We start from the raw sequence: 22,891 nt of genomic DNA on the forward strand, positions 1-22,891 counted from the left end.
TCTAAAACCCATCCCGAAATGAATTCAAAAATTATAATCCAGTCCTCCAAGATTATAATTTTGGAGCACTTTATTCCTTAAATTCGGAAGGTGTCATCCCAGTAATCCTTTTGAATATGCTGTAAAAAGAAGATTTCGAAGAAAACCCCGCTTCAAATCCAATGGCTTCCAAAGTATAGGGGTTTTCTTCCTTTAAAAGCGCCTTGGCTTTCTCAACCCTATATTCATTGATGTAGTGATTGAAACTCTTTCCCAAGTTATCATTGAGCAACTGCGACAATTTATGGGACGAAATCTGTACTTCCTTAGCGAGGTCCTTTAGTTTCATGTCTGGATTCATAAAAAGTTCCTTTTCCTTCATTATTACCTCTAACTGATGTACAATTTCGTCCGCTTCCGAAGTCTCAATTTTCTTTGCTTTGTACTTAGCGGGAGGATCCTGAAAGAGAATAGCCCGATTCTTTTTCAGAAGTAGAAAAAAGATAATACCGTACAGCGCAAAGGAAAAAGTAAGCGCTCCGGTAATATACCAACGGTACATTCCGATATTATAGGCAATGAAAATAAGCAGGGTACTCGTATAGACCAATAATAACCAAAGTTCTTGCGTGGTGAAAGCTTGTCCTTTCTTGAATATTTTTAGAATAGAAGAGCGAATCATATAACCCGATAACACAAGGTAAATACCCCAAACTGCATAGATAAAACGAGCTGAATAGCTTCTCCAGAGTTCAGGATAGACCTCATAAGGATATATCATACCCAATACTACAATAAAGCATAAGAGCCCTGCAATATGGAGTTTCCAAGAGATGGGCACCTTCTTCGAGTTCTCCAATTGTGATTTTATGTAATAATAGAGCATAACGCCTATTAAAAAGCAGGCAGACAGTCCAATTTGCAGGTACAGAAGCACACGGTCCTCATTAAAAACCATGTACACGGATTTACCAATACGTATGCTTAGCATAAGGATGAGAAGGCCTAGAAAATAATTGGGCAGCCTGTTTTTCTTTCTGAAAAACAGCAAATAAAAACTCAAAAGAAAGCCGTTAAAGACTCCCAGTGCGCTGAGAAAAAAAAGGATGGGAGCATCAATATCCATGGAATATCAAAGATATCAATTTCTCATATCCGTAAATGGTAAAATTATGTTGTTTTTAGGTGATTTCATAGTGGGAAAAGTAGTGCACGGTGGTTTACCGCACACGACTTCTCCCGATGGGATATCGAATTAAGTCATTGAAAGTATCCTCTACAATATGTTCCTTTCCAACGACCGTTTTTAACCGATATCACCTCATAATGAAAGATTAATGCTATTACTTATGTAAACATCTCGTCGGCACTAACATCCGGAGCCAAAAGCTCACCCCATGTGGCCTTCATCTGATCGATTTTATCTTGAGCCCCCATTTGTTCTAAGATATTCAATACTGCATTGTAGGCAGAATCCAATGCCCCTACAATCCATCCATGATGCACAGAACAACATTCACCGGCAAAGTTGAGACAACCATTAAATTCTGGCGTTAATAATGTAGGATATAAATTCTTGAATTGCCCTGGAGCGAATAGCGCAAAGGCACCACCGCCTGCATGGTTATCCCAGAACCAAGTTTTCGTCGTTCTTTCCGGATCATAGCCTGCAAATTCATCGTACACATTCACTTCGGGATATAGATAGGCAATTCCTTTCAGGCATTCGTTTACGCGTTCCTTGTCGGACAATGCACCCATGCGTTCGGCATCCTGAGCCCAGCAATAGATCTGCAGTACTCCACCCTTTGCGTCATATGCATAAGAAGGATAAACAATTTGGCGATTGGATCGATCCGAAGTTCCTACCCCAAGTCCTTTGTCCTGACGCTCTCCTAATTTGGCCCAGAACTGGGATTTAAAGGTAATGAACGCTTTAAAGGAAGGCATATAATTACTTTCCCGAATGGCTCTGGCTTTAGAGAATGAAAGCTTATCGAAGAAGTTCGCTTTCAATTGTCCATTTAAGTAATTGCCATTGGGCAATGTGGTAATTGCATAGGGATAAGACTTCACTGCAAGTCCTTCTCCAAAAGGCCTTTGTATCGTTAAGCTCATTCCTCCATGTCCATCGAATAACTTTTCATCATAGTCTACCGAGGTAACGCGATGCTGCATAAACACACGCTGCTTTGGACTACTAGGAGTACCTGGCGAAGGATTCTTGGCTTCTGCTTTGGGTACTGACTTTGGCGGCTCTGCGGCAGGCGTAAGGTTGGGTGGGGAATATCCATAAGCATTATTGGTTCCCTTTATCATCCCTATGATCTGTTGCGCCCAATATCCATCTTCTACCCGAACTCCTTCTTCCAAATTCAATACTGTCCTACAGGCATCTGGAAAATGCTGCATTCCGTCATTTACCGTTACCATGTAGATATTGGGGTCTTTGGGATCATAGGTGTTCTTACTACCATTCCAATCATACACTGCGATCACCATTTCAACAAAGGAAACCGAATACATTCCCGTTCCTACATTGAGGGTTTCCAGATAGCTGGCGACATTGTACGGAAGGTTGTCCGTTTTTTCTCCCATGGCAGGATCGTAGTACTCTCCAAGTTCTCCCAAGGTAAACACATTGGTAAGGTAGGCCCACATGGAATAATGATCAAACTGCATTAAGTATTCAAACCCTTCGGAAAAGGACTCGTCTATTTTCTTCAAAAACTTCTCGTTTACTTTATCCAATACCATATTAATAGGCAAGTAGGGGTCTCCTTTTTCAGGCTTCACTTCGGTCACCCATACCATGTCTAAATCCCCACCTTCGTTAATACCAAAGTTCAAGGAGTTTAAAGGAGCTTCGGCAGCAGTAATAGGAGCAGGCATATTGTTATAGCGCAGTCGCTGTACATCTGAATTGTAGTAAAACTTGCGCCATTTTACCATCTTGTCCTCCATTCCGTTGTATTTCAACACAGAATTCACAGCAAGGGTTAGGTGTTGCACGGGTAGCATATCTGCCGAAAACTGAGGAACACGCATCCCTCCAACTTCTCCGTAAAGTCCAGCAGCATCTGGATCGTTGGGATCATATTCTGTAGAATACCAAGTATCTATCCTACCACCCACACGATCGGAAGCTTCGAACACTTCGCATTCAATTCCTAAAGACTGAAGAATAAGTCCGGAGTACAGTCCGGCAAACCCACCTCCTATAATTCCAACGGTCGCTTGATCCGTTGTTGGCGTATACATTGCCTTTTTAAGGGAACGTTGCCGCTTAACTTCTTTATTAAGGTTTTGCCCGTGATTCTCAAGAATCCACTGGGAAAATGCTTTTTTAACGGATCCTTGGGGTTTGGTAGATCGTTTTCTAGAACCGGAATCCCCTTGCGATGGGCCCGGTTTAAATGAAAGATAACTCATGGTACTAGGTTTTTATTTAAGGTTTAGTATTGCAAACTGCATCTAACAAACTTATCCAAAACCCCATGGGAACCCAATAAGTATATATACCTAATTTAAGAATGGAAATGCCGTAATTCTAGGGTTTCACCCAGGCCATCGGATCTTTATTAAGCGCTTCCCAATCTGCCGTGAGGGCTGTTCGAAGTGCTGTGAGTTCCTCGGACTCGTATCCCTTTTTCTGAAGATCGATTACATAGTCCAATAGATTGTAGCAAGTGGTGAAATGGCCACAAGCAATAAGCGAATCCATTCTATTCACCTTGATATCCTCTTCGTCCCACCATAAGGTCGTTGGGGTTTGCGAAGCGATCAGTGCAGTATGTGTTAAGGATTTGCTGGGTTTTGGCTGTATCTTTTTGTTTAGAGCACTATTGCCGTAAGGCGTTTTCTCGCCATTTAACTGATATACTGTCGAAGTAATTCGCTTGTCATCCAGGCTTTCTTCATTGTAAAGCATATCATAGTTAAGTCGGCGTATTTGTTTCAAAAAAACATCATTGATCATTTTGGCACCTGATGTTAATCGTTCGGTGAGCATACGTTTTACCAAGCCTACTTCCAAATTCTGAAAACTGAGGACATCATTCAACAATACTTCCGGAACATTCTTCTTTATCAAATTCGTAATCCAATTGGAGGCGCTGTTCTTAACCGAAGCCAGTATCGTACCCAAAATCACTAGAACAACACCTATTCCTGTTAATAGGCCTCCTACAATGTATAAGGCCGTAATTTGCCCTTCCCCGAACATTCCTTGACCATTTAAAAACAACAGAGCGATACCAATAACCAGTATCAACCAATAGAACCACTTCACCTTAAAGTAACTGAGGATGCTCTTAAGCGTGGTTCGTAAGGATTTCTTATTCCTCACAGGATCGTTATCGGGAGCCCATGGAACCATTTTATAACTGGCTACATCGTTTACGATCAATAAATTGAAACGGTCTTTCATTCCTTTTCGCTTCGTGATGTTGATCATACTCTCAATCCCTTGATTGTCGGCAATACCACCATCCATAATCCCAATACCTTCCTTAAAGTAGGTTTCACTTTTCAAGGCTTTATAAGCTTCTGAATTATGATCGGAGAAATAATCGTCTGGGAAAATCAAAGGCTCAAAACCTAAGGGGAAACAGGACGAAGAAGCCACAATGTCTCCCAACTGCACGTCGAATTTCAAATCATCCGAATGCTCATTACGCAATGGACTATTGCCAAATATGCCATGATTTTGAAATCGGAAAGGCAATCCGAATGAAAATTCGGTACTATTAAAGCACACATTGTTGAGTTCTATTTTGTCATCATGGTCGTATACGCCGAAACCACCTTTAAAAACATCCATTTCGGCATAGGTCAAGGCAAAGGCGTTAATGATACTCTGCTTCTTGTAACTATGCTGTTTCCAAACATTGGGATTTTCCAATTTATCTACAGCATCTTTAAGCAGTGTGTCATTTTCTGGGGTGAATTGATTGTAAAACCCCGAATAGAATTTGGCGAAATCAAAATCTGGGGATTGCGCTGCTTTAGAATAAGCCACTGCCAGCAAGGTACCTCCACTTACCGAACTTACTGCTCGGGCTTTACTGAGTAGGGACTGATTTTTGTACTGAATTCGGTGTAAATAGGATATCACCCCAAGGGCGAAAAAGGTAGCTCTGTATCCACCTCCGCTAAAACAGAGGCCAATACCATCGAATGGAACTAATTTAGGATCTTTTGTCGATTGTTTCTTCACGGTAGTAGGCTTTTTGTGGGGAGAGGTATAAAATTACGAAGAATAGAAGCCTATGCAAGTTAATTTTGTTATAAGAGAAAGAAAAATGATAATTATACAGTATCTCTATAAGGTTAATAGGAAATAGTTAATGCCGTTAAAAGATAATTCCCTACACTTCAACGATTTTCGCTGAAAACGAGCATCACTTAACCAGAAATTTCGTACATTTATATAACGCTTCAAATCACCATCAATACAATCTACACCTGCTAGGGTAAGCCCTTTATCCTACCGCATTTCTTGTCAAAAAGAAGAACAAACTCCTTATTCATGGTATAGAGATTGTTAAACTTCAAAATATACGTGTATGAAGAAATTTTTACTTTTCTGGAAAGAAAAATTTAAGGAATGGAACATAAAATTGGTAGAGCTTGCTAGAGCTAGCAGCTATGCCATTCACCGTTAGCCAAACGTTCCTTTTTAAATTTTTCTTTAATCCCCCACCATTCAGGCGGGGGATTCTTCTTTTAATGACCTTGCTCTATACGTTTTAGCATTTTGGTGGCATTACGCCCTACATTACCCTCAGGATCCATAGATAACGCTTTCTGATACAATTCCTTGGCTTTGGTATTATCCCCTATGGTTAAGTATCCCTCGGCCAAGCTGTCCCAAGCATTGGCAGAATTTGGAAACAACTGGGAAACAAAACCAAATACGGCCAAAGCATCCTGATGTTGCCCACGGCCCAATAGATTGTACCCTACTCTATTAAGTTCTCCTTCAAAGTCGAAAAATCGATACGAAGGATCATTTACCATTCTAGAAGCCTCTTTATAAAGTTTTTCCTGATCCCCAGCCATATACAGATCGGTCATATACTGCATAGGGTCTAAAATGAAATTGTTGTCCGAGAAGTTTAGGCATGTATCTAAGACCGGATCCTCGTTGTTCTTATATTGCTCGAAGCTCATATCCACTGCAACGTGCGGTGCCAACCAAGGCTTGTTCTCCCATTGGGGTTTGTCCTGCCACCAAGCGAAAGAAAGATATATCGGTAATTTGGTGTTGGGAAGTTCTACGAGATTATTGTCCCCATAAAAGTTGATGTTCTCTCCCGTGGGTTCTCCTAGGAAAATGGCATTGGTATAATTGTCCAATTCGTTTACCAGGTTCTGGCAGGCAGAAAAAGTACGACGCCCTAATATAACATACAGATTACCTACGGTATTGATCTTTTCGGAAGCGATGATCTCCGTTACCACGGCTTTGTTCTTATAGTTATTTCCACCACCGTTAAGACGCACATCTAGAATAAGACGTTCTACGTCGTTCTCTTCAATAAAGTCGAATAAACGCGAATAGAAAGCTGGAGTGGGTTCGTTAGGTTCGTCCTGAATCTGACTATGACGTACGTATACCGCTTTCTTTTCGGGAAGATGTTCGAAGTAATAAATCTTGTCCAAATTCTTTAGGTACAAAGGCGTTTTGCTCTGATCGCGTACATCCAGCCAATCTCCTTTTTGTTGTACAAAACCATAGCTTTTTGGTACCAACTCGCCTAAGGGAAGCGCTTGAAGCGGCATTTTAAAAGTTGCTCCATCCTTTTCAAAGGTTAACGATACGGTATCTGACATTTGAGGGATTACTTTCTGGGCGTGCAATACCTGCGGACTTACTAAATATAGAAATCCGTATGCCTTGAAGAATTGTTCATTTTCAACAGGAACCGCAGGGTACACCGCTTCCATAGCCTTTTCTATGGGCATGTCCCCTACTGCTATCACTTTAGCTCCCAATGCCTTTTCGTAGTCTTTATGAATTCCTTGTACATATACCCCGTCTGAGAAAGCATACAGGTTAATGGGTAACTGACTGAAGGGAATCGGATTGTTGCTTATTCCCAATCGGGTATGGCCGTATTTGAACAAACCAATGATCTTGGCAAAACCTACATTGATCTCATGCTCTTCTAAATTGGGAATGTCTTTGTGAAATTGATCGACCGCCGTATCGAATTCTTCCTGCGTTACTTTTTTGAAGAGAAAGGAATAGTCTTTATGAACAGTCTGTTGAAGGAATTTTAGGTCTTCTTGCCACTGTTGGGCCGTAAATGAACTTTGAGCGGTTGCCTGCAAAGCCAAGCAACCCACGAGGAGGAGGATTAGTTTTTTCATAATATTTGATTGATTGATGATCTATCTAATATTAGATAGATTTTTATAGGTAATTGTTACACTTTTTGAAGGGTAAATTTTACTTCAAATAAGAACTAAAGTGTGGAAAGAAAAGAAACCAAGTCATCCTCCTTTTCTAGTTTCAGTTTTTTCTTCAATCGATACTTCGATTTTAGTACACTATCGGGAAGTACATTGAGCATAGAAGCAATTTCCTTGGTAGATAGATTCATACGCAAAAAAGAAGCCAATCGGATTTCCTTTTCGGTGATCTCGTTGTAGATCTCCTTCAGTTTTAAATCGAAGTTATTGTGCACTTCCGAAAAGTAACTTTTAAAAACTTCCCAATCCTTATCCTCTGCCTTTTCCTTCTTCAGTAACATAATGAGTCTCCTGAATTCTATTTTGAAGAGCTCAGGCGATTCCTTGATCCGTTCCAGATTGCTCTTCAGCTCTTCAATAAATGTATTCTTCTGCACCAAATGCAGGGTTTGGGAAGTCAGTTCTTTCTTTTTGAATGCTATTTCCTGCTTGTAAATCGCCTCTTGCTTTTCCCTAGCAATCCGATTCTTTTTAATGCGTTGTTTGAAACCAAAATACAGCAACCCTGTAATGGCCAAAAAAGCAAACATCCCAATACCGTAAAGCGTTTTGGTAAGGTTAGACACTTTTACCTCTTCATTCAAGGTCTTAATTTCCTGTTGCTGAAGGGCTATCTCGGCTTCTTTTCGTTCGGTGGCATATTGTACCTCAAGTTCATTTACTTTGTCCACATTCTTCCTTTTGTAGAGGCGAGCTTCCATATCTGAAGTAATCACACGATACTCAAATGCCTTTTTGAAATCCCCTAAATCGGCATAAACATTAGCAATACTCTTGTAATTGCCAATTAAATGAGGGGTCTGCTCAATTTCTTTATTTATAGCGATACTTTTCTCATAATAATCCAGAGCCAATCGTAAATCGCCTTTTATGTGTGCTATTTTTGCCAAGGACAGCAAATTTTTGGCTTCCAATCCTGGGTTATTAAACTCTTGGGTGAGCCGTAGCGATTGCAGCGCATAGTCTTCTGCCTGCGGTAAACTATCCCACCTCCTATATAACACATTAATGTTATGCAAAACACGCGCCTTTTTAATGGGATATCCAGCCTTGTCAAAATAGGCCAATGTCTTTTTGTAGTAGGACAACGCTTCGCTATAGTTTTTCTTTTTCCTGTGATTTAATCCAATATTGCCTTGCACTTTGGCCAGATCTTCTTCAGCACCAGCATTCCTTTCGTATATGGCTTCGGCTTTTTTGAAATACTCAGTAGACAAGTCCACATTTTGTAGCACCCCATGAATATTTCCTAAGGATACATAACTTCTTGCAATTTCAACTTCACCCAAATTCAATTCCTGTTTTAGTTTTAAAACCAACTGAATGGAATTCATGGCTTCCTTATATTTTCCCATCTTGCGTTCCACATTTCCCAATTCATTAATAGCTCGCATTCTGGAGTTAATGTCTCCTTTAGATTCAAAATTTGCTATTGCCCTCTTTAACCAAGTTTCGGCCAAGGGAAAATTGGACGTCCTTTTATAATACAGCCCTTTATACCAAGTCAGATCGAAGTCCGATTCATTTGGGTCCATACGAAACGAAATAGCTTCAATACTATCTAAGTATTGTTTTCCTACAGCAGGTTCTTTTTCATAGGTTTTCAGAAACAAACTTTTATGAAGTGTAATCTTTTCGGTATCATCTTTTGCTTCCGATAAAGCATTTAATAAACTATCTACCTTTTGGGTGTTTTGCCCAAGGGCTGAAATGAAAAACAAAAAAGAAAAACAAAGGGAAATAAAAAATTTCATAGATGGGAGTTAGTTGTTCCCAAGATACTCATTTTGAATGCCTTCTGAAACCCCAATCCATGGCTTCAATTTCCTTACAATAGACAGCACAATCAATTTTTAAGTTTCAAGTAATTGATTTTCAATAATATACAAAATAATCAATCACAAATCTAAAATTGAATTGTCCATACTTTGTCCATGATAAAATCGAAGGCCGTAATTCATGAATACAGTTCGATTTACACCTAAGTAAATTTTTTTTGGCACGCTTGTTGAATTCCTATTAAACAACTAGGCTATTTCAGAGTCAAATAGTCAAAACCATAAAAGTTTAACCCGTCTGCCCATAAGCGGACCACTAAATTTCAATGTTATGAAAACGCTAAAAGAATTTTTAAACAAGAAACTAAGTAAGTGGAATGAAAAATTGGTAGAATACGCTAAAGCCAGTAGTTATGCAATCCACAGATAATACTACAGAACCGTTTCGATAAAATCCCTCACGGAATATCCAGTGAGGGATTTTTAATTTTATTCCTCTGTAGTTCCCCGAAAAAGGAAAAGCTCTAAATCCCTTACAAAATCCTCCCCCAAGTTGTTATTCGCAAAAGCCACATATCCCACTTGCTCTCCAAGGATATAGGCATATTTACAGTTAAAATCCCCATTGTTTCCTCCGTGGCCTATGATCTTGCCATCGGGTGTTTCCTGTACAAAAAAGCCATTGGCGACTCCTTGCGGATACTCGGGATCGTACATGCGTTGCTCGGAAGTTAATTTGGTATAAGGTGTATATATACTTTCGTAGGTTGCCTGCGACATGTGCTCCTCTTTCATTAACCCAATCACAAAATTGCTGAAGTCCATTGCTTCGGTCATTACACTTGAAGCCGGACTATCTACATCGGTTCTTTCCTTGTAAGAGGGAAAAGCGTGATAATGCCCTGTAGCTAGCTGGTCAAGTATACTTCGATCATAAGTGAAGTGGGTGTTCTTTAATCCGAAGGGAATAGCCACTTCTTCTTTAAAAACTTGTGAAACAGATTTCCCCGTAAGATGGGCCACTACCCTACCCAGGTAATTATAAGCTGCTCCCGAGTAACCAAATTCGGAGCCCGGTTCAAAATTCAAGGTAATATCAGGACCGTTCATCCATCCTCCGGGACCACCAAACTTACTGGGATACGGCCAATTGCTTAATCCCGATTGATGGTTCAAAACAATCCTTGCGGTAATGAGTTTGGATCGCTCGTCTTTTTCTATCAAGGGAAACGGAAGGTATTCCAATAAGGGTTTATCCAAATCGATAATGCCCCTTTCTACCAAACGAAGCACCATTACAGCAAACAAAGTCTTGGTGGTAGAAGCCCCTTCGTATAAGGATTCATTGGTCAGTTTTTCTCCCGTGATCCTATGCTTTACCCCACGATTCAGGTTATAAACTACCTCTCCGTCTTTGATAAGCGCTATAGAAACCCCTGGAATTCCATAATAATCCTGATGCTCTTTTATAAATCGATCAATTTCCTTTAGATCGGGTTTCTTGGCCCGTAAGGCCCCTTCTGAAAGTGTTTCGAACTTGGGCTTGGCAATCGTTTTCAGCACCAAATCAGGCGCTTTTTCAGTCTTCCCAACTTGAACTTTCACTTCGGCAATGGGAGTTATACGGCGAGTTTCATGTCCATGACTTCCTGAAAACAGATCTAAGTTCAAATCATAGGTTGGTGATACAGTGTAGGTTCCTTCTGGAAGTATTGTTTTGTAGTATCCCGTAGAATCTACAGCAGTCTGAAACCAACGTTCGGGGTGCCTCTTATTCACAAACTTAATCCGTTCTATCGGCCCAACCAGCGTATCGGCGGCGGTTACCCTTCCTTCTACCCAATCCAAGTCCGTATCTTCACTTACCGGAAGTACTTCGCCTAGCCGTATAGCTCCAAGACTCTTTCCAAATTGCGGAGTCCAGATGGCAAGGGCCGCTTCTTCCTCTCCCATATCACGATCACTAATAAAGAAATCGATTCCAATGGGGTGCATTGGCCTTAAATCATCGCCCAAAGCTATTTGCCATTCATAAGTGGTTACCTTTCCCATTCTTTTAACGGCCACAGTAACATCCTCCCAATCGAAATCGGCATGTACGCCATCAAAATCCGGAGATCTCTTAAAAATATCGGTATATCCCTCATCACCTGCTGTGAACAGTACATTAGCCCCGCCTTTGGTGTCATGCTGAAGGTCCACATACAAAGTGACTGTATCCCTGTTTCCTTCTTCACCTACTGCAACCGAAAGATGATCATCATCTATCACCTCTACACCTACAAAGAGGTGCTTTCCTTTGGAATCATAAGCCACACGGAATGACGGAGCGAAATCATCAGCAGGCCTATTGGGGTCATCGAATACATAAGTCAACTTGTAGGATGTGGCGTTTTTGGGCCAATCGTTGAGGTTACCATCTACCACAATGTCCGTGGTTGGATAGGCAATCGCAGGTGAGGATTGTTGCGCATATAAGATTCCCGAAGAAAAAAGGAATACAAAAAGAGCTACTAATCTCATTTGTTTTCGCGTATTAAAATATCCCCGTTTAATGTTTTGAATACAATATCTGCTCCACCACCATTAATGGTTCCGGCAACTCCTTTCTCTCTTGTTACCTTGTACACTCCATTTTTGTTGGTCGTCTTTACATTACCTCCATTGTTCACTTTTACAATTTCGAAATCGGTATACACATTGCCATTGTTTGAACTAGCTAACACATTAGCTTTAAGCGATTTAGGGAAACTTATGTCAACATCTCCATTAAGGCTACTAAACATCATATTTGCATTGTTATGAACCGAAGCGAATGTAACTACAATGTCCTGATTTAGAGCATCTGCAATGACCGAGCCTCCCACATTTCGCATGGTGATTTTACCATTGGTATTACTGGCCTCATGCGTGCCATCAACACCCTCTACCACAATATTTCCTTTGTTCACGGTCTTGAGATCCAAGGAAAATTGCTTGGGCACCTTTACTACGAAATCGATCACCCATTTACCAGGGGTATATTTGATATATACTTTATTATTAATTTCCTCTACCGTAAAAGAAAGGGAATTGTCTACAATTCGTTTCATGCCATTCTTAGATCGTTGCTGTTTCTTATTGTTCCAGCCCTTGTTGCCTTGTTGTTGCCCAGTGGCCTCTACAATGACATCTTCCCCATTGTGTGATTGAACAGTAATGTTTCCATCGATAATATTTACCACCAATTTTCCTTCCTGGCCGGGATTAGATAATGGAATGGTAAAGGTTTCTTTGGTCTGTGCTGTAAGTTGGGTTCCTACCAAAAGAAGCAGTAGTATTCCGAAGTGCTTTAGTGTGTTATAGTGTGTTTTCATGCTATTATCCTTTTATGGTGACGTCACCATTCAGTACGTCGAAATCCAATTGAACCCCTCCAGAGCCAATCTGAAATTGGGTATCCTTGTTCATTTTATATTTTGTGCCCTTCTTTCCTTTCCTTTTGGACATTTCCATGGCCCCACTGGAAGAACGTGTCTCCAGATTGGTATAGATATCACCATTCAAACTCTTAAAAGAAATGTCGGCATTGAGTCCGCTTTGAACATTGATATTGATATCACCATTTAATGAGGCATACTTCGAATCCTTGCTTGGGTTTTTGGAATAACTGATGTTAATGTCTTTGTTCAAGGCGTTGGCATAGGTTTTACCTGCGATATCTTCCAAAGTAATGGCTCCATTAATATTGCTCACGGTAATATCATTGGCTTCCACACGACTGGCAAAAATATCTCCATTGTTTATGGTACTTAATTCTAGATTGGTGTTCTTGGGTACTTTCACAGTAATATCTAGCTTATAGTGATACTTACTGCCATTCCAAGAGCCTTTATGATTGAATCGACCTGTTTCTAGATTGAATTCCGTATAAGGCGAATCGTGATACACGTAGATGATGTTTCCCCGGGTCTCTACTTTGATACCAATCTCGCTTTTTCCCTGCTCCAATTGTCGGGTATTGTTTCCTTCTATGGTCTTTTTAACCGTTACGGAAACTTCATTCCCGTTGGTTCCTTCTACCCGTACAGGACCATTTACATTGTACACTACCAATAGATTTTCTGATGAATTACTCGGAAATCGTTTCTGATCGGTAATGGTTTCTGAATGTTTCTGAGCATAGCTCACCCCCACAAATAGTAGGCACAAGCTCAATGTAATTAATTGTAATTTTCTCATGATTGTTCGCTTTTCCTTATCCACCGAAGCGTGCCGTTAGGTAAGCGTAGGTGGGTAACTTGATTGATTGAATTAATGATTGAATGATTGAATGATTGAATGACTAAATGATTTAATTAAATAATCTCCTTTATGGATTCTTCCAGTTTCTCCTTTACTGCTTTATTAATATCCGGCTTCTTCAGCAAGGTTTCCATGGAATTAATCGATTTCTGTTCTTTTAGGGTTACCATAAGTTCGGCCAAGGCAATTTGTACCAAGGGGGATTCCTGCTGGGTAATGGACATGACCAAACCCTCCCGAACAATGGGGTTCTCTACATATTTAGACAAGGAAGTGACGGCAGCTAAACGTACATTCACGTTAGGATCGTTATTCAGCATTTTAAACAAAGCCTCTATCACCTTGTCGGTAGCACTGTCCAGTTTCTTCACTTCACTCAAGGCTTCCAAGCGTTTGGAAGCTGATGGCTGATCGGCCAAGGAAATCACCAATTGCGTTCGTACCTCATTGGTTTCCTGTTCTGCTTCTTTCAGTTTTTCATTAGCACTTACCAATGTTTGGGTCTCTGCACCACTGGTATTCCACTGTTTGCCTAAAAAGAAGCCCAGCGCCATCACAATGCTAGCAGCAATCCCTATTGCCCAAGGGCGCAGACGGAATACTTTTGTAGTTTCCGATTCCTGTTTCGGACTTTCATCCATCGCTTCCTGAAGCTTCGTGTAAAAACCCTTATCCATTTCTTGGCTGGGCGCCTCCAACTCAGCATCCAAAGCCTCCATAAGGGGCTCCCAATCGGCTAATTCCACCTTTACCTCAGGATGACGCTCCAAATAGGATGCTATCTCCTGCATTTGGGTTTCCGAAAGTTGTCCCAGCACATAATCGGACCATAGTTCGTGTAATGTTTCCTTATCCATATCCTATTGTTTTTGAAGTTGGAGATAAACGGTTTTCAGTTCCTTTAAAGCCCTATGCGCCTTCGTTCTTGCCGCATCTTCGCTACAACCTAGTATCGCTCCTACCTCTCTATATCTCAATTCTTTTAATTTGCTTAGCACAATGACCTCCCTTTTTTCTAAGGACAGTCGCTTCAATGCTTCGTGTAATAGATTTTTAGACTCTTTCAATTCCATAGTTTCCTCGGCTCCCTTTCCATTTTCGGTTTTAAAGGCTACGCCATCCAAGTCTACTGTATCCATGTGTTTCTTGTTCTTTCTGAAATGATCATGGTTTACATTTCTCGCTATCTGAAACATCCAGGTGACAAACTTGCTTTCTTCTGTATACGTATGCTTGTATTTAAGGATGCGCATAAACACATTCTGAACCAAATCTTCTGAAAGCGCTGCATTGTGATTGGATTGAAAAAAGAAATTGTACACCCAAACTTTGTAACGTTCGTATAACATTCCCAATCGATCCACTTCGCCATTCTTAACGGCTAGCATGAGCGTGTTGTCGGTTAGTGCGTTCAAGAAGCTGGTTTTTTTGGTGTTTCTGAAATAGTAAACTCACGCTTTATAAAAACGTGACAGAATAAGGTAAGAAATTTTTAGAAAGCCCTTGAACAAAGGCATACCGTACTATTCGAAAGTGTACAGCTCATTGTGAATGCCATAGAAAGCCTCATCCTGCTGTTCTTGTTGTACATCGAGATTACTGAAAAGGATCCTCCCGATCCCTTGCTCTTTGAAGAAAAACATCATCGTGGCAATTCCGAAGTCATTACCGCCATGCCCTATGCAACAGCCCTGATCCAGATCCCAAATAAGACCGGTACGGGAGTCTAAGGAATCATTGTACACAGTAAACATCTCCTCATAGGAAGCGGCACTGAGTAGTTTGCCTTCCCCGTCATAACCGCGCATCATTTCCTGAAGGAATAAAGTCATATCTTCAATTGTGGAATAAAAGCCGCCATCGGGATAGGTGACGATGGAATACTCTGGGAGGGCGTGATAACGATCGTTGTAATAAGCAATATGGTTCAACGTATCCACTTCTGCCTTCGACCATCCAGAACGCTTCATCTGTAGCGGATCTATAATGTGTTTTCGTGTGTATTCGCGGTAATCGGTTTGCGCAGCAATCTCAATAATATGCGCTAATAGTGCAGATCCGTAGTTACTATACTCATAATGAGTTCCGGGGGCATGGTTCAAGAACGTATCTTCGTCGTACCAAGCTCCTTTTTCAGAAAAAACATCCTGTAGAAACTCGTCCATAGGCCGCGTTTCATTCGTATTGTATTTGGCAATGATAGGATGCCAGACTTCACGCCAATTTTCTTTCAATAAAGGTTTAGCGAAAATATTTCCCTTTCCTCCATTGGGTTCATCGTTTATACCAGAGGTATGTGTGGCCAAATGCCTAACGGTTATCAAACTGTCTGGAAAATGTGCGTGAACTACTTGGTAGGGTAAATACTCGTTTATAGGAGCGTCCAAAGAAAGTTTCCCTTCCTCTACCGCCTTCATGAGTGCCACGCCAATAAGGGTTTTACTAACCGATGCGATCATTTGCACCGTCTGTGGATTGTAGCGCAATTGCTTCTCCATATTGGCAAAACCATAGCCTTTGGAAAGAAATACGGTATCCTTGCTAAAGATGCTCACAGCAAAACCAGGGAGTATATCTTCATTCGCCTTTTGGGTGAAGAATACGTTCAAACTATCCAAACGCGCTGTCCGTTCTGCCGTAAGGTGAAAGGACTCCTCAACTTTGTCTTCTTTTTTCTTGTTAGCACAGGCATAAGAAAGGAGTAAAACAAAGAGGACAGGGATCAGTTTGGTGGGCATGGCTTGTTAGTTTTAAGGTAAAGACTCTTCTTTTGTCGTATCGTTACACAAATAGCAACGCCCGTCTCAATAATATTTCGGGACGGGCGTTGGTTTCAGGAAATAGTGTCTTATTTCACCACAACTTTGGCAACGGATTTTAAATCACCCGTTGCAATCGTAACAAAATAAATTCCGGAATTAAACTGCTCTTTATCGAGCGTATTCCAAGAGATACGTTGCGGACCAGACACTACTTCATTAAGCAAACTATATACTTTCTTTCCTTGAACATCGTATACCGCAACTTCGGTTTTCGATTCGGATGCTACTTCAAAAGATATAACGGTTTCTTGGGTTACCGGATTCGGCGAAACCGATACGTTGAATGGATTTACGGCCAGATCACCTACGCCTAATAACGATGGGGTAATACGCGTGTAATACACATCCTGTCCCCCATTTAAAGTATTACACCAAGCAATATGTGCATGGTCGTTATCACTTTTCATATCGAAGTAATCTCCCATTTTGCTTTGGTTCGGGTATCCTATGGTAGGATCGAATGAATCCGAAATGGGTTGGTTGTACAACCACGTTTCACCTTCGTCTGTAGAAAAGGCATAATACAGTACGGAATCAAGTCCGCCATTGTCATCACGCGTATCCAGCCAAATAACATCAATTCTTCCATTGGGCGCCACGGAAAGAGTTCCAAACCAATTGTAATTCCCTAAAGGATCTGTATTGATACGAACTGGAGCTGCAAAGGTCGCTCCACCATCTGTACTTTTAGCAAACATAACATCTATGGGATCACCTCCTCCCGTAGGTATTACCGATGCCAACATGTACACATTGTTATTGTTCAAATCTACATCTACCCAAAGCTGTCCTGCCAGTCCCGACGGATTAATAGGCAATCCGGCGGCTACACTACCTCCCATATTCACGGTGGTTGCAAAATCCCATGTTACGGCCGATCCAGCATCCTTAGCAGTCGTAGATTTTACCAGAACATTGCTAGCACCGGATCTACCAGAAATGTATAGATCTCCAGCAGCATCTACTGCCAAGGTGCCCCAAAAGGGATTTCCATCTATGGTGATACAGTTTTCGAAGGTGGTACTCCCGTCTGTAGAGCGGGTAAAATAACCCGGAGAACAGGTGGTGAATGCAGAGTTCCAATTGGAGTAATTGTGTCCATCCCCGATACCTCCGGTTCTATCCAAACGCATCCATTGCTTATCCCCTCCAAATGCGGGGAAGGGTCCCGTCCAATCGACTCCTCCATCTTCAATTTTATAAACATCGCAGGCAAAGGTTCCCTGTAGACTATTGTAGTAAAAGTTTCCGTTGGCATCGAAATCCAAAACCGGATCCGATCTAAAGACACCTGGATTTATAACCCCTGGAAAGGTAAAAGTGGCTCCTCCATCTAAGGAGTAGCCATATCCCGCCTGCCTAAAGTTGCTCGCAATGGCGTCGAATTGTCGCCACCCGACAACGATTCGGTCGTTATTAGTGGGGTCTACCGCCAAGGAGGGTTCATTTCCGGCATCTCCAATAATGTCGTTTCCTTCAGCATCTACATTAACTTGAGTAGTAAAATAACTGGATCCAATAAAACTATAGGCGGGCTGCCTGGGCATTAAGGACTTATCTACAGCTACATAGGGATCATCTGGGGTTTCATCGTGCAAGGCTCGAACCTCTGCATCGGAAGATTCTTGACCAAAGGTTACCATAGATAACAAGAAACAAAACAGGGTGAGGGTGTGTTTAGTTTTCATGAGCAATTTTTTTGATTGTTGAACCATTAAAGATACGTTATTCCCATCAACATTTATGAACCGCGCCTCTTCATTTATAAAGCACGTGCAATCACTTTAAAAATTGTGGCACCATTTGTGCTTCCCTGAGATTATTAAATAATTACTATATTGAAACCTGAAAAAAGCCCTGCAATATGAACAAGAACCTATACCTCAGCTTAACCTTGTTATTTGCTTTATTTTCTACTGTCGCCTTCGCGCAGGAGTACAAAGTGGATATTGAGGAAGAAAGAAAAGCCAACCGCCTATTCCTTTACGCGGTAAACAAGAACCTAGTAGATCTGGATGTTGCTATCAAAGTAACTGGAACCGGATTTAGACAACGAAAGGGAGTTCCCCGGAAAACCCGGGTACCTGCGACTTCCCGTGTTAACCTTTTAAGCCTCATTATTGAAAGAGGCAAACAACCCGTGTACGAATACGAATTGGATATTACCGATAGCCTTTCGAGACGGGTGATTAGAAAGGAATTCGAACTCATTAAAATCGATCCCAAAAAGAACATCACATTGTATCTTACTGAAAAGTGCCAGACCTGTGATACCATTGTAAGTGGTTTGGAAAATAGTCCTTATAAGTACAGAACCTATAATGTGGCTGAAGATGAAAAAGTAAGAGAACAATTAGGGAAGGCTTTCATAGGAGCATCTGTTCCCTTAGCCGAAATGCAAAACCCTGTGGTGATGTTGGATGGAAAAATGTACATCCACATCGATTCTTATGATGCTTTAATGATGCGTGTAAACGAAGAAGGGGAAGTAAAGCCTATCATGGCACCTTCCAAAAACGAAGAAGAGGAAGGGCAAGAGAATGAAGGCGAAAACGAAGACGACAACAATTAGCGGCCGTTATCTATAACCTATTTTTACAAACCGCCTTTTTATGAATTAAGAGGCGGTTTTTTTATTTCTACAGTCTTTGGCATTTTTCTTGTGAAACTACCTGCAAACCATTGCACGTATGAGAAATTCCAGACAAACACCCAGCATTCACACAGGCAGTATGGCCGACATCGCCTTCCTCCTGCTCATCTTTTTTTTAGTAACGACCATTATACCCAATGACAAGGGAATTCCACGAGTACTTCCTAAAAAATGTGTGGATCCACCCTGCGACCTAACGTTCAATGAACGAAATGTATTACGGTTAGAATTGAACCAAAAAGGGGAACTCAGAGCCGACGAAGCGCTCATCGATTTTTCCGAATTAAAAGAAACCCTGAAGAAGTTCATCGACAATAATGGTGATAAGAGCTGTACGTATTGCGAAGGGATCGGATTTGTAGGGTCTTCAGATAATCCTACCCAAGCCATTATTTCCCTTCAGTCGAGCAGAAAATCCCGTTACAAGGATTTTATAGCCATCCAAGTAGAACTCAATAAAGCGTATTTCGAATTACGAGAACATTACATTGCCAAGACGTTTAAAGGTCGCGCATTTTCACAGCTGAGTCCAGACGAAATAAAGCAGGTGCGCGATGCCTATCCCCTATTGATTTCAGAAGCAGAATTAAAATAAGCAACCAAAAAGTTGCGTTTTAAAATATCTTTTGTAATTTAGCAACCGTATAGTTGCATGTTTAATCGTAAACCTTAGTCATTATGAAAGATAGCATTAGTAAAGAAGTTACCTTTAACCATCCTATCGATACGATATGGAAGGCCATTACTCAAGCCGAAGAAATATCCACATGGTTCATACAGGCAGATTTTAAGGCCGAACCCGGATACCAATACACCTTTGTAGCCAGTGAAGAAAATAACTGTACTAACATTACTGGCGAAGTAAAGGCAGCCAACCCATATACACTAGTATATACGTGGATTGTTGAGAACACAGACGTAGAAACCACAGTGACCTGGCAATTGGAAACCACTGAAAATGGTACTCTCCTCCGATTAGAACATTCGGGAATATCCAATTATTCCGGAGATACCGCCCTTACCATGTTCACAAGCTATAGCAACGGTTGGGACAAATGCATGGTCGCTTTAGAAGAACACGCTCAAAAAATGGTTCATGCAGGATAAGATTACCAAAGTTTTAAAAGCCATTGCCGACCCCACACGTCGGGAAATATTTCATGCCGTAGTGGTTACCGCTACGGCCTTGTCTATTTCACAGATTTCTGGGCAGTTTCAAATATCAAGACAGGGAGTTACCAAGCATATTAAAACCTTAGAAGGTGCCGGACTCATTCAGATCACTTCTCAAGGAAGGGAGCGCTATTGCCATGCCAACCCCAAACCTTTGGAGGAAGTACAAAAATGGCTGCAATTCTACGATAAGTTCTGGGATGATTCCTTAGATCGCTTAGGAAGTTATTTAGATGCCAAAAAAGAAGCGTAGTAGATTATTCCTCTTCCTTAATTACAATGATGCTGGCTCTGCTTCCCGTAAGTAGATTCCATTCCTTGGCAGAAATGATGAAGCCATTGTCGTCGTACACATGTAGTTCTGCTGTGTTGGGTCCTGAGGAACCTTGATTCAGGGCTTCGAATTCTATACGGTTGGTGCCTGGCTCCAAATTAAGGACAAAGCCAGAAAAACTCCCACCTAGAAACACTTGGGATTGTACGATATCTTGATTTACGTAGACACGGATAAGATCTCCATCTACATATTCATGATCCCTATATTTAATGGTCACAAAGGCGGATCCCGTTTTCATATCGCCTAAAAACTGATCCTGCCCATATTCAGGGAGCGGTTCTTTATCCTTTGTAAAGGCCTTAGGTGCTTTCCCTTTGTTATTTTCCAGCAGGCCATCGGTTTTAGACATATCGAAAGGTTCGGGGTCCGTTTTTCCCAAAGACATATCGGTCTTGGGATCCCTTTCATCCTTAGGAGTAGTTAAACCATATCTCTTACGTGCGGGCAGCTCCAATCCCGTAGGATCATTTACATCGGTATCTTCTACCTCAAATTGTACACTATTGGTATTGGTATCCAGTTGACCATAGGAGAATGTAACTGTTAGAGCTAACAGTGATAGTAGGGCGTATTTCATAAGTGTGGCATTCATCTCTTTGGGACTATCAAAAATTAAACCAAAAATTCTTTTTAAGTATCCTCTCCTACTTGGTCTTTTGAAGTTGATCTTCCTTTCTTCCGAACCCAAAAATAAACAATCAACAACGCAATAGGAATTACAATATAAACAATCACCTCTAATGGACTGGTAATATCTATCGGGGGATTGTTGGTAGGGTTGGGAACATCTGTTGAAACTTGCATAGCGATTTTTACAATTTTTTCAATATAAATTTACGAATTAACTGCGACATTGAAAATCCTAAATTAATTGATCTCTATTCCTTTACGTCTTGTTAATTAACAAAATTATAAGTTTTCTTAACTTGTTTTTTTAAGCATATTTCGGTTCTTGCACCCCACAAACCGTTAAAAACTTAGTAGAATGAAAAAAGCTATTGCACTAACCCTGCTTAGTGGGACTTTTGTATTTACGTCCTGCGTTTCCAAAAAGAAATATGTCGAACTAGAGAATCAGTACAACGAGACTCGCTCTACCCTTGCCAAGACCCAGGTGGAAAAGGAAGAAATTGAGGCGAAATACGCCAAAATTGAAGATCGTGTAGCCAATTACAACGCTAAAATCGCTTCCCTAACCGATGCCAACGTTGAATTGGAAAACAACAGCCTTAGAAACTATGGTAATGTAGTGATTTCCAATAGTGACAAGGAGCAAATGAAAAAAGCCTTGGCCAATGTGGACCAAAATGAATTGGCAGAAGCCAGAACCCTTGAGGATTCTATGAACCTTATCATTTCCCACAACCTTAAAAAGAACTTGGACGACACCTTGGTAGCCGAAGGAGAAGAAGATGAAATCTCCATCGATGTGGATGAGACCGTCGTAATGATCACCATTTCCGACAAACTATTATTTAAATCGGGAAGCTACCGTGTTAACCCAAAAGCCAATAACTTACTACAACGTTTGGCCGATGTAATTAACAGTGAACCAGCAATGGAAGTTCTAATCGAAGGACACACCGATGCTCAAACTGTTAAGAAAGGTGCTTATGTTAAGGACAATTGGGATTTGAGTGTTGAACGATCTACAGCTGTGATTCGTAAGCTTCAGGATGATTTCGATGTAGACCCTTCTAAACTGATCGCTGCAGGAAGAAGTAGCTACCAACCTTTAACTGATAATGATTCGTCCGAAGGAAGAAGTAGAAACCGAAGAACCCGAATTGTGATTCTTCCGAACCTCGATAAATTCTTGGCCCTGTTGAGTGCCAACTAGTTATAAGAAAATTCTTACCGAATTAACGGCTTTCAAGGTGATTGGAAGCCGTTTTTTATTTGACACCGATCGAAAAAAATAGTACTTTCATGGTTATGAATGAATTCATTGCCCCCGTTAGCGTAGAAAATTCAAAGTACCGAGAGCATTATTTGAAAAAGTTGGAATTCGAATTTGGGAATTTTTACATTTTCGAAAAGTATGTTATTGGTGAAATTTTCGAGGGAGTTCATTTCAATTGGGCCTTGGCAGAAAAGGTCATTCACGGGGTTTACGATTTCTTCGGTTCCACCGAAATTAAAGTCGCTTACATTTCCAATCGCATTCATTCGTATTCCGTACAACCCAAGGATTGGATGCAATTCTTTAAAGAACGACACCATTTAAGATGCATTGCTGTAGTAGCCTATAGCAAAATGGGATGGATGAGTGTTGTACTGGAAAAGATCTTCTCCAACGCTCCTATTAAAAAATTCAAGGATTTAGATTCCGCTATCGATTGGGCCATTCATAGCAAGGAGCAGAAAAAGTTTCCGAAAAATTAAG

Annotated in this window: 20 protein-coding genes; 6 read left to right on the forward strand and 14 right to left on the reverse strand. The window is 41.0% G+C overall.

The features are described from left to right. Nucleotides 1–70: 70 nt before the first annotated feature. From POV27_RS09770 to POV27_RS09825, 12 genes are all read right to left on the reverse strand, one after another. Nucleotides 71–1,042, reverse strand: a complete 972-nt coding sequence (locus tag POV27_RS09770) for a helix-turn-helix domain-containing protein (protein ID WP_272862571.1) — start codon at nucleotides 1,040–1,042, stop codon at nucleotides 71–73. 284 nt (nucleotides 1,043–1,326) lie between these two features. Beyond that, nucleotides 1,327–3,411: a flavin monoamine oxidase family protein gene (locus POV27_RS09775; protein ID WP_272862572.1), complete on the reverse strand. Its 2,085-nt coding sequence runs from the start codon at nucleotides 3,409–3,411 to the stop codon at nucleotides 1,327–1,329. A 118-nt stretch (nucleotides 3,412–3,529) separates the two neighbouring features. Further along, entirely contained in the window at nucleotides 3,530–5,197 is a 1,668-nt protein-coding gene (locus tag POV27_RS09780) for a patatin-like phospholipase family protein (protein ID WP_272862573.1), read from the reverse strand. A gap of 509 nt (nucleotides 5,198–5,706) precedes the next feature. After that, nucleotides 5,707–7,356, reverse strand: a complete 1,650-nt coding sequence (locus tag POV27_RS09785) for a hypothetical protein (RefSeq protein WP_272862574.1) — start codon at nucleotides 7,354–7,356, stop codon at nucleotides 5,707–5,709. Nucleotides 7,357–7,451: 95 nt separating this feature from the next. Beyond that, the gene (locus POV27_RS09790) at nucleotides 7,452–9,212 is read right to left on the reverse strand and encodes a tetratricopeptide repeat protein (protein WP_272862575.1); all 1,761 of its coding nucleotides are present in this window, start codon (nucleotides 9,210–9,212) and stop codon (nucleotides 7,452–7,454) included. 513 nt (nucleotides 9,213–9,725) lie between these two features. Continuing rightward, the gene (locus POV27_RS09795; protein ID WP_272862576.1) at nucleotides 9,726–11,759 is read right to left on the reverse strand and encodes a serine hydrolase; all 2,034 of its coding nucleotides are present in this window, start codon (nucleotides 11,757–11,759) and stop codon (nucleotides 9,726–9,728) included. Further along, nucleotides 11,756–12,592 carry a DUF4097 family beta strand repeat-containing protein gene (locus POV27_RS09800; protein WP_272862577.1) on the reverse strand — a complete coding sequence of 279 codons (837 nt, stop codon included), beginning with the start codon at nucleotides 12,590–12,592 and terminating at the stop codon, nucleotides 11,756–11,758. The genes POV27_RS09795 and POV27_RS09800 overlap by 4 nt, the downstream gene beginning before the upstream one ends. A 4-nt stretch (nucleotides 12,593–12,596) precedes the next feature. Next, entirely contained in the window at nucleotides 12,597–13,457 is an 861-nt protein-coding gene (locus POV27_RS09805) for a DUF4097 family beta strand repeat-containing protein (protein ID WP_272862578.1), read from the reverse strand. A 116-nt stretch (nucleotides 13,458–13,573) separates the two neighbouring features. Continuing rightward, nucleotides 13,574–14,377: a HEAT repeat domain-containing protein gene (locus POV27_RS09810; protein ID WP_272862579.1), complete on the reverse strand. Its 804-nt coding sequence runs from the start codon at nucleotides 14,375–14,377 to the stop codon at nucleotides 13,574–13,576. A 3-nt stretch (nucleotides 14,378–14,380) separates the two neighbouring features. Then, nucleotides 14,381–14,935, reverse strand: a complete 555-nt coding sequence (locus tag POV27_RS09815; RefSeq protein WP_272862580.1) for an RNA polymerase sigma factor — start codon at nucleotides 14,933–14,935, stop codon at nucleotides 14,381–14,383. A gap of 108 nt (nucleotides 14,936–15,043) precedes the next feature. Next, nucleotides 15,044–16,258: a serine hydrolase domain-containing protein gene (locus POV27_RS09820; protein ID WP_272862581.1), complete on the reverse strand. Its 1,215-nt coding sequence runs from the start codon at nucleotides 16,256–16,258 to the stop codon at nucleotides 15,044–15,046. Nucleotides 16,259–16,368: 110 nt separating this feature from the next. Then, a complete protein-coding gene (locus POV27_RS09825; protein ID WP_272862582.1) occupies nucleotides 16,369–18,030 on the reverse strand; it encodes a T9SS type A sorting domain-containing protein in 1,662 nt (553 codons plus the stop codon). A 176-nt stretch (nucleotides 18,031–18,206) separates the two neighbouring features. Here POV27_RS09825 and POV27_RS09830 point away from each other — a divergent pair, with 176 nt between their 5' ends. The 4 genes from POV27_RS09830 to POV27_RS09845 all read left to right on the forward strand — a co-directional run bounded on the left by POV27_RS09830 (nucleotide 18,207) and on the right by POV27_RS09845 (nucleotide 20,421). Then, nucleotides 18,207–18,914: a thioredoxin domain-containing protein gene (locus tag POV27_RS09830; protein WP_272862583.1), complete on the forward strand. Its 708-nt coding sequence runs from the start codon at nucleotides 18,207–18,209 to the stop codon at nucleotides 18,912–18,914. Between the two features lie 118 nt (nucleotides 18,915–19,032). Continuing rightward, nucleotides 19,033–19,590: an ExbD/TolR family protein gene (locus tag POV27_RS09835; RefSeq protein WP_272862584.1), complete on the forward strand. Its 558-nt coding sequence runs from the start codon at nucleotides 19,033–19,035 to the stop codon at nucleotides 19,588–19,590. Between the two features lie 83 nt (nucleotides 19,591–19,673). Next, on the forward strand, nucleotides 19,674–20,102 hold the full coding sequence (locus POV27_RS09840; RefSeq protein ID WP_272862585.1) for an SRPBCC family protein: 429 nt from the start codon (nucleotides 19,674–19,676) through the stop codon (nucleotides 20,100–20,102). Then, on the forward strand, nucleotides 20,092–20,421 hold the full coding sequence (locus POV27_RS09845; protein ID WP_272862586.1) for an ArsR/SmtB family transcription factor: 330 nt from the start codon (nucleotides 20,092–20,094) through the stop codon (nucleotides 20,419–20,421). The genes POV27_RS09840 and POV27_RS09845 overlap by 11 nt, the downstream gene beginning before the upstream one ends. A gap of 4 nt (nucleotides 20,422–20,425) precedes the next feature. On the opposite strand, the gene POV27_RS09850 is transcribed toward POV27_RS09845, so the two are convergent. After that, nucleotides 20,426–21,082 carry a hypothetical protein gene (locus tag POV27_RS09850; RefSeq protein WP_272862587.1) on the reverse strand — a complete coding sequence of 219 codons (657 nt, stop codon included), beginning with the start codon at nucleotides 21,080–21,082 and terminating at the stop codon, nucleotides 20,426–20,428. A gap of 53 nt (nucleotides 21,083–21,135) precedes the next feature. Beyond that, complete coding sequence (locus POV27_RS09855) at nucleotides 21,136–21,309, reverse strand: adenylosuccinate synthetase (RefSeq protein WP_272862588.1); 174 nt, start codon at nucleotides 21,307–21,309, stop codon at nucleotides 21,136–21,138. Between the two features lie 181 nt (nucleotides 21,310–21,490). Between POV27_RS09855 and POV27_RS09860 the strand changes: the two genes are divergently transcribed. Further along, the gene (locus tag POV27_RS09860) at nucleotides 21,491–22,345 is read left to right on the forward strand and encodes an OmpA/MotB family protein (protein WP_272862589.1); all 855 of its coding nucleotides are present in this window, start codon (nucleotides 21,491–21,493) and stop codon (nucleotides 22,343–22,345) included. Between the two features lie 95 nt (nucleotides 22,346–22,440). Then, nucleotides 22,441–22,890 (forward strand): hypothetical protein, encoded by a 450-nt coding sequence (locus POV27_RS09865; RefSeq protein ID WP_272862590.1) that lies wholly within the window; start codon nucleotides 22,441–22,443, stop codon nucleotides 22,888–22,890. Nucleotide 22,891: the final 1 nt, after the last annotated feature.

This window comes from Aureisphaera galaxeae (genome assembly GCF_028561275.1).
Lineage (GTDB): Bacteria > Bacteroidota > Bacteroidia > Flavobacteriales > Flavobacteriaceae > Aureisphaera > Aureisphaera galaxeae.

Bases quoted from the DNA above. Each gene is read 5' to 3' on its own strand.
- POV27_RS09775 (WP_272862572.1), bottom strand. From the start codon at position 3,411: ATGAGTTATCTTTCATTTAAACCGGGCCCATCGCAAGGGGATTCCGGT.
- POV27_RS09785 (WP_272862574.1), bottom strand. From the start codon at position 7,356: ATGAAAAAACTAATCCTCCTCCTCGTGGGTTGCTTGGCTTTGCAGGCA.
- POV27_RS09790 (WP_272862575.1), bottom strand. From the start codon at position 9,212: ATGAAATTTTTTATTTCCCTTTGTTTTTCTTTTTTGTTTTTCATTTCA.
- POV27_RS09795 (WP_272862576.1), bottom strand. From the start codon at position 11,759: ATGAGATTAGTAGCTCTTTTTGTATTCCTTTTTTCTTCGGGAATCTTA.
- POV27_RS09800 (WP_272862577.1), bottom strand. From the start codon at position 12,592: ATGAAAACACACTATAACACACTAAAGCACTTCGGAATACTACTGCTT.
- POV27_RS09805 (WP_272862578.1), bottom strand. From the start codon at position 13,457: ATGAGAAAATTACAATTAATTACATTGAGCTTGTGCCTACTATTTGTG.
- POV27_RS09810 (WP_272862579.1), bottom strand. From the start codon at position 14,377: ATGGATAAGGAAACATTACACGAACTATGGTCCGATTATGTGCTGGGA.
- POV27_RS09820 (WP_272862581.1), bottom strand. From the start codon at position 16,258: ATGCCCACCAAACTGATCCCTGTCCTCTTTGTTTTACTCCTTTCTTAT.
- POV27_RS09825 (WP_272862582.1), bottom strand. From the start codon at position 18,030: ATGAAAACTAAACACACCCTCACCCTGTTTTGTTTCTTGTTATCTATG.
- POV27_RS09830 (WP_272862583.1), top strand. From the start codon at position 18,207: ATGAACAAGAACCTATACCTCAGCTTAACCTTGTTATTTGCTTTATTT.
- POV27_RS09835 (WP_272862584.1), top strand. From the start codon at position 19,033: ATGAGAAATTCCAGACAAACACCCAGCATTCACACAGGCAGTATGGCC.
- POV27_RS09840 (WP_272862585.1), top strand. From the start codon at position 19,674: ATGAAAGATAGCATTAGTAAAGAAGTTACCTTTAACCATCCTATCGAT.
- POV27_RS09845 (WP_272862586.1), top strand. From the start codon at position 20,092: ATGCAGGATAAGATTACCAAAGTTTTAAAAGCCATTGCCGACCCCACA.
- POV27_RS09850 (WP_272862587.1), bottom strand. From the start codon at position 21,082: ATGAAATACGCCCTACTATCACTGTTAGCTCTAACAGTTACATTCTCC.
- POV27_RS09855 (WP_272862588.1), bottom strand. From the start codon at position 21,309: ATGCAAGTTTCAACAGATGTTCCCAACCCTACCAACAATCCCCCGATA.
- POV27_RS09860 (WP_272862589.1), top strand. From the start codon at position 21,491: ATGAAAAAAGCTATTGCACTAACCCTGCTTAGTGGGACTTTTGTATTT.
- POV27_RS09865 (WP_272862590.1), top strand. From the start codon at position 22,441: ATGAATGAATTCATTGCCCCCGTTAGCGTAGAAAATTCAAAGTACCGA.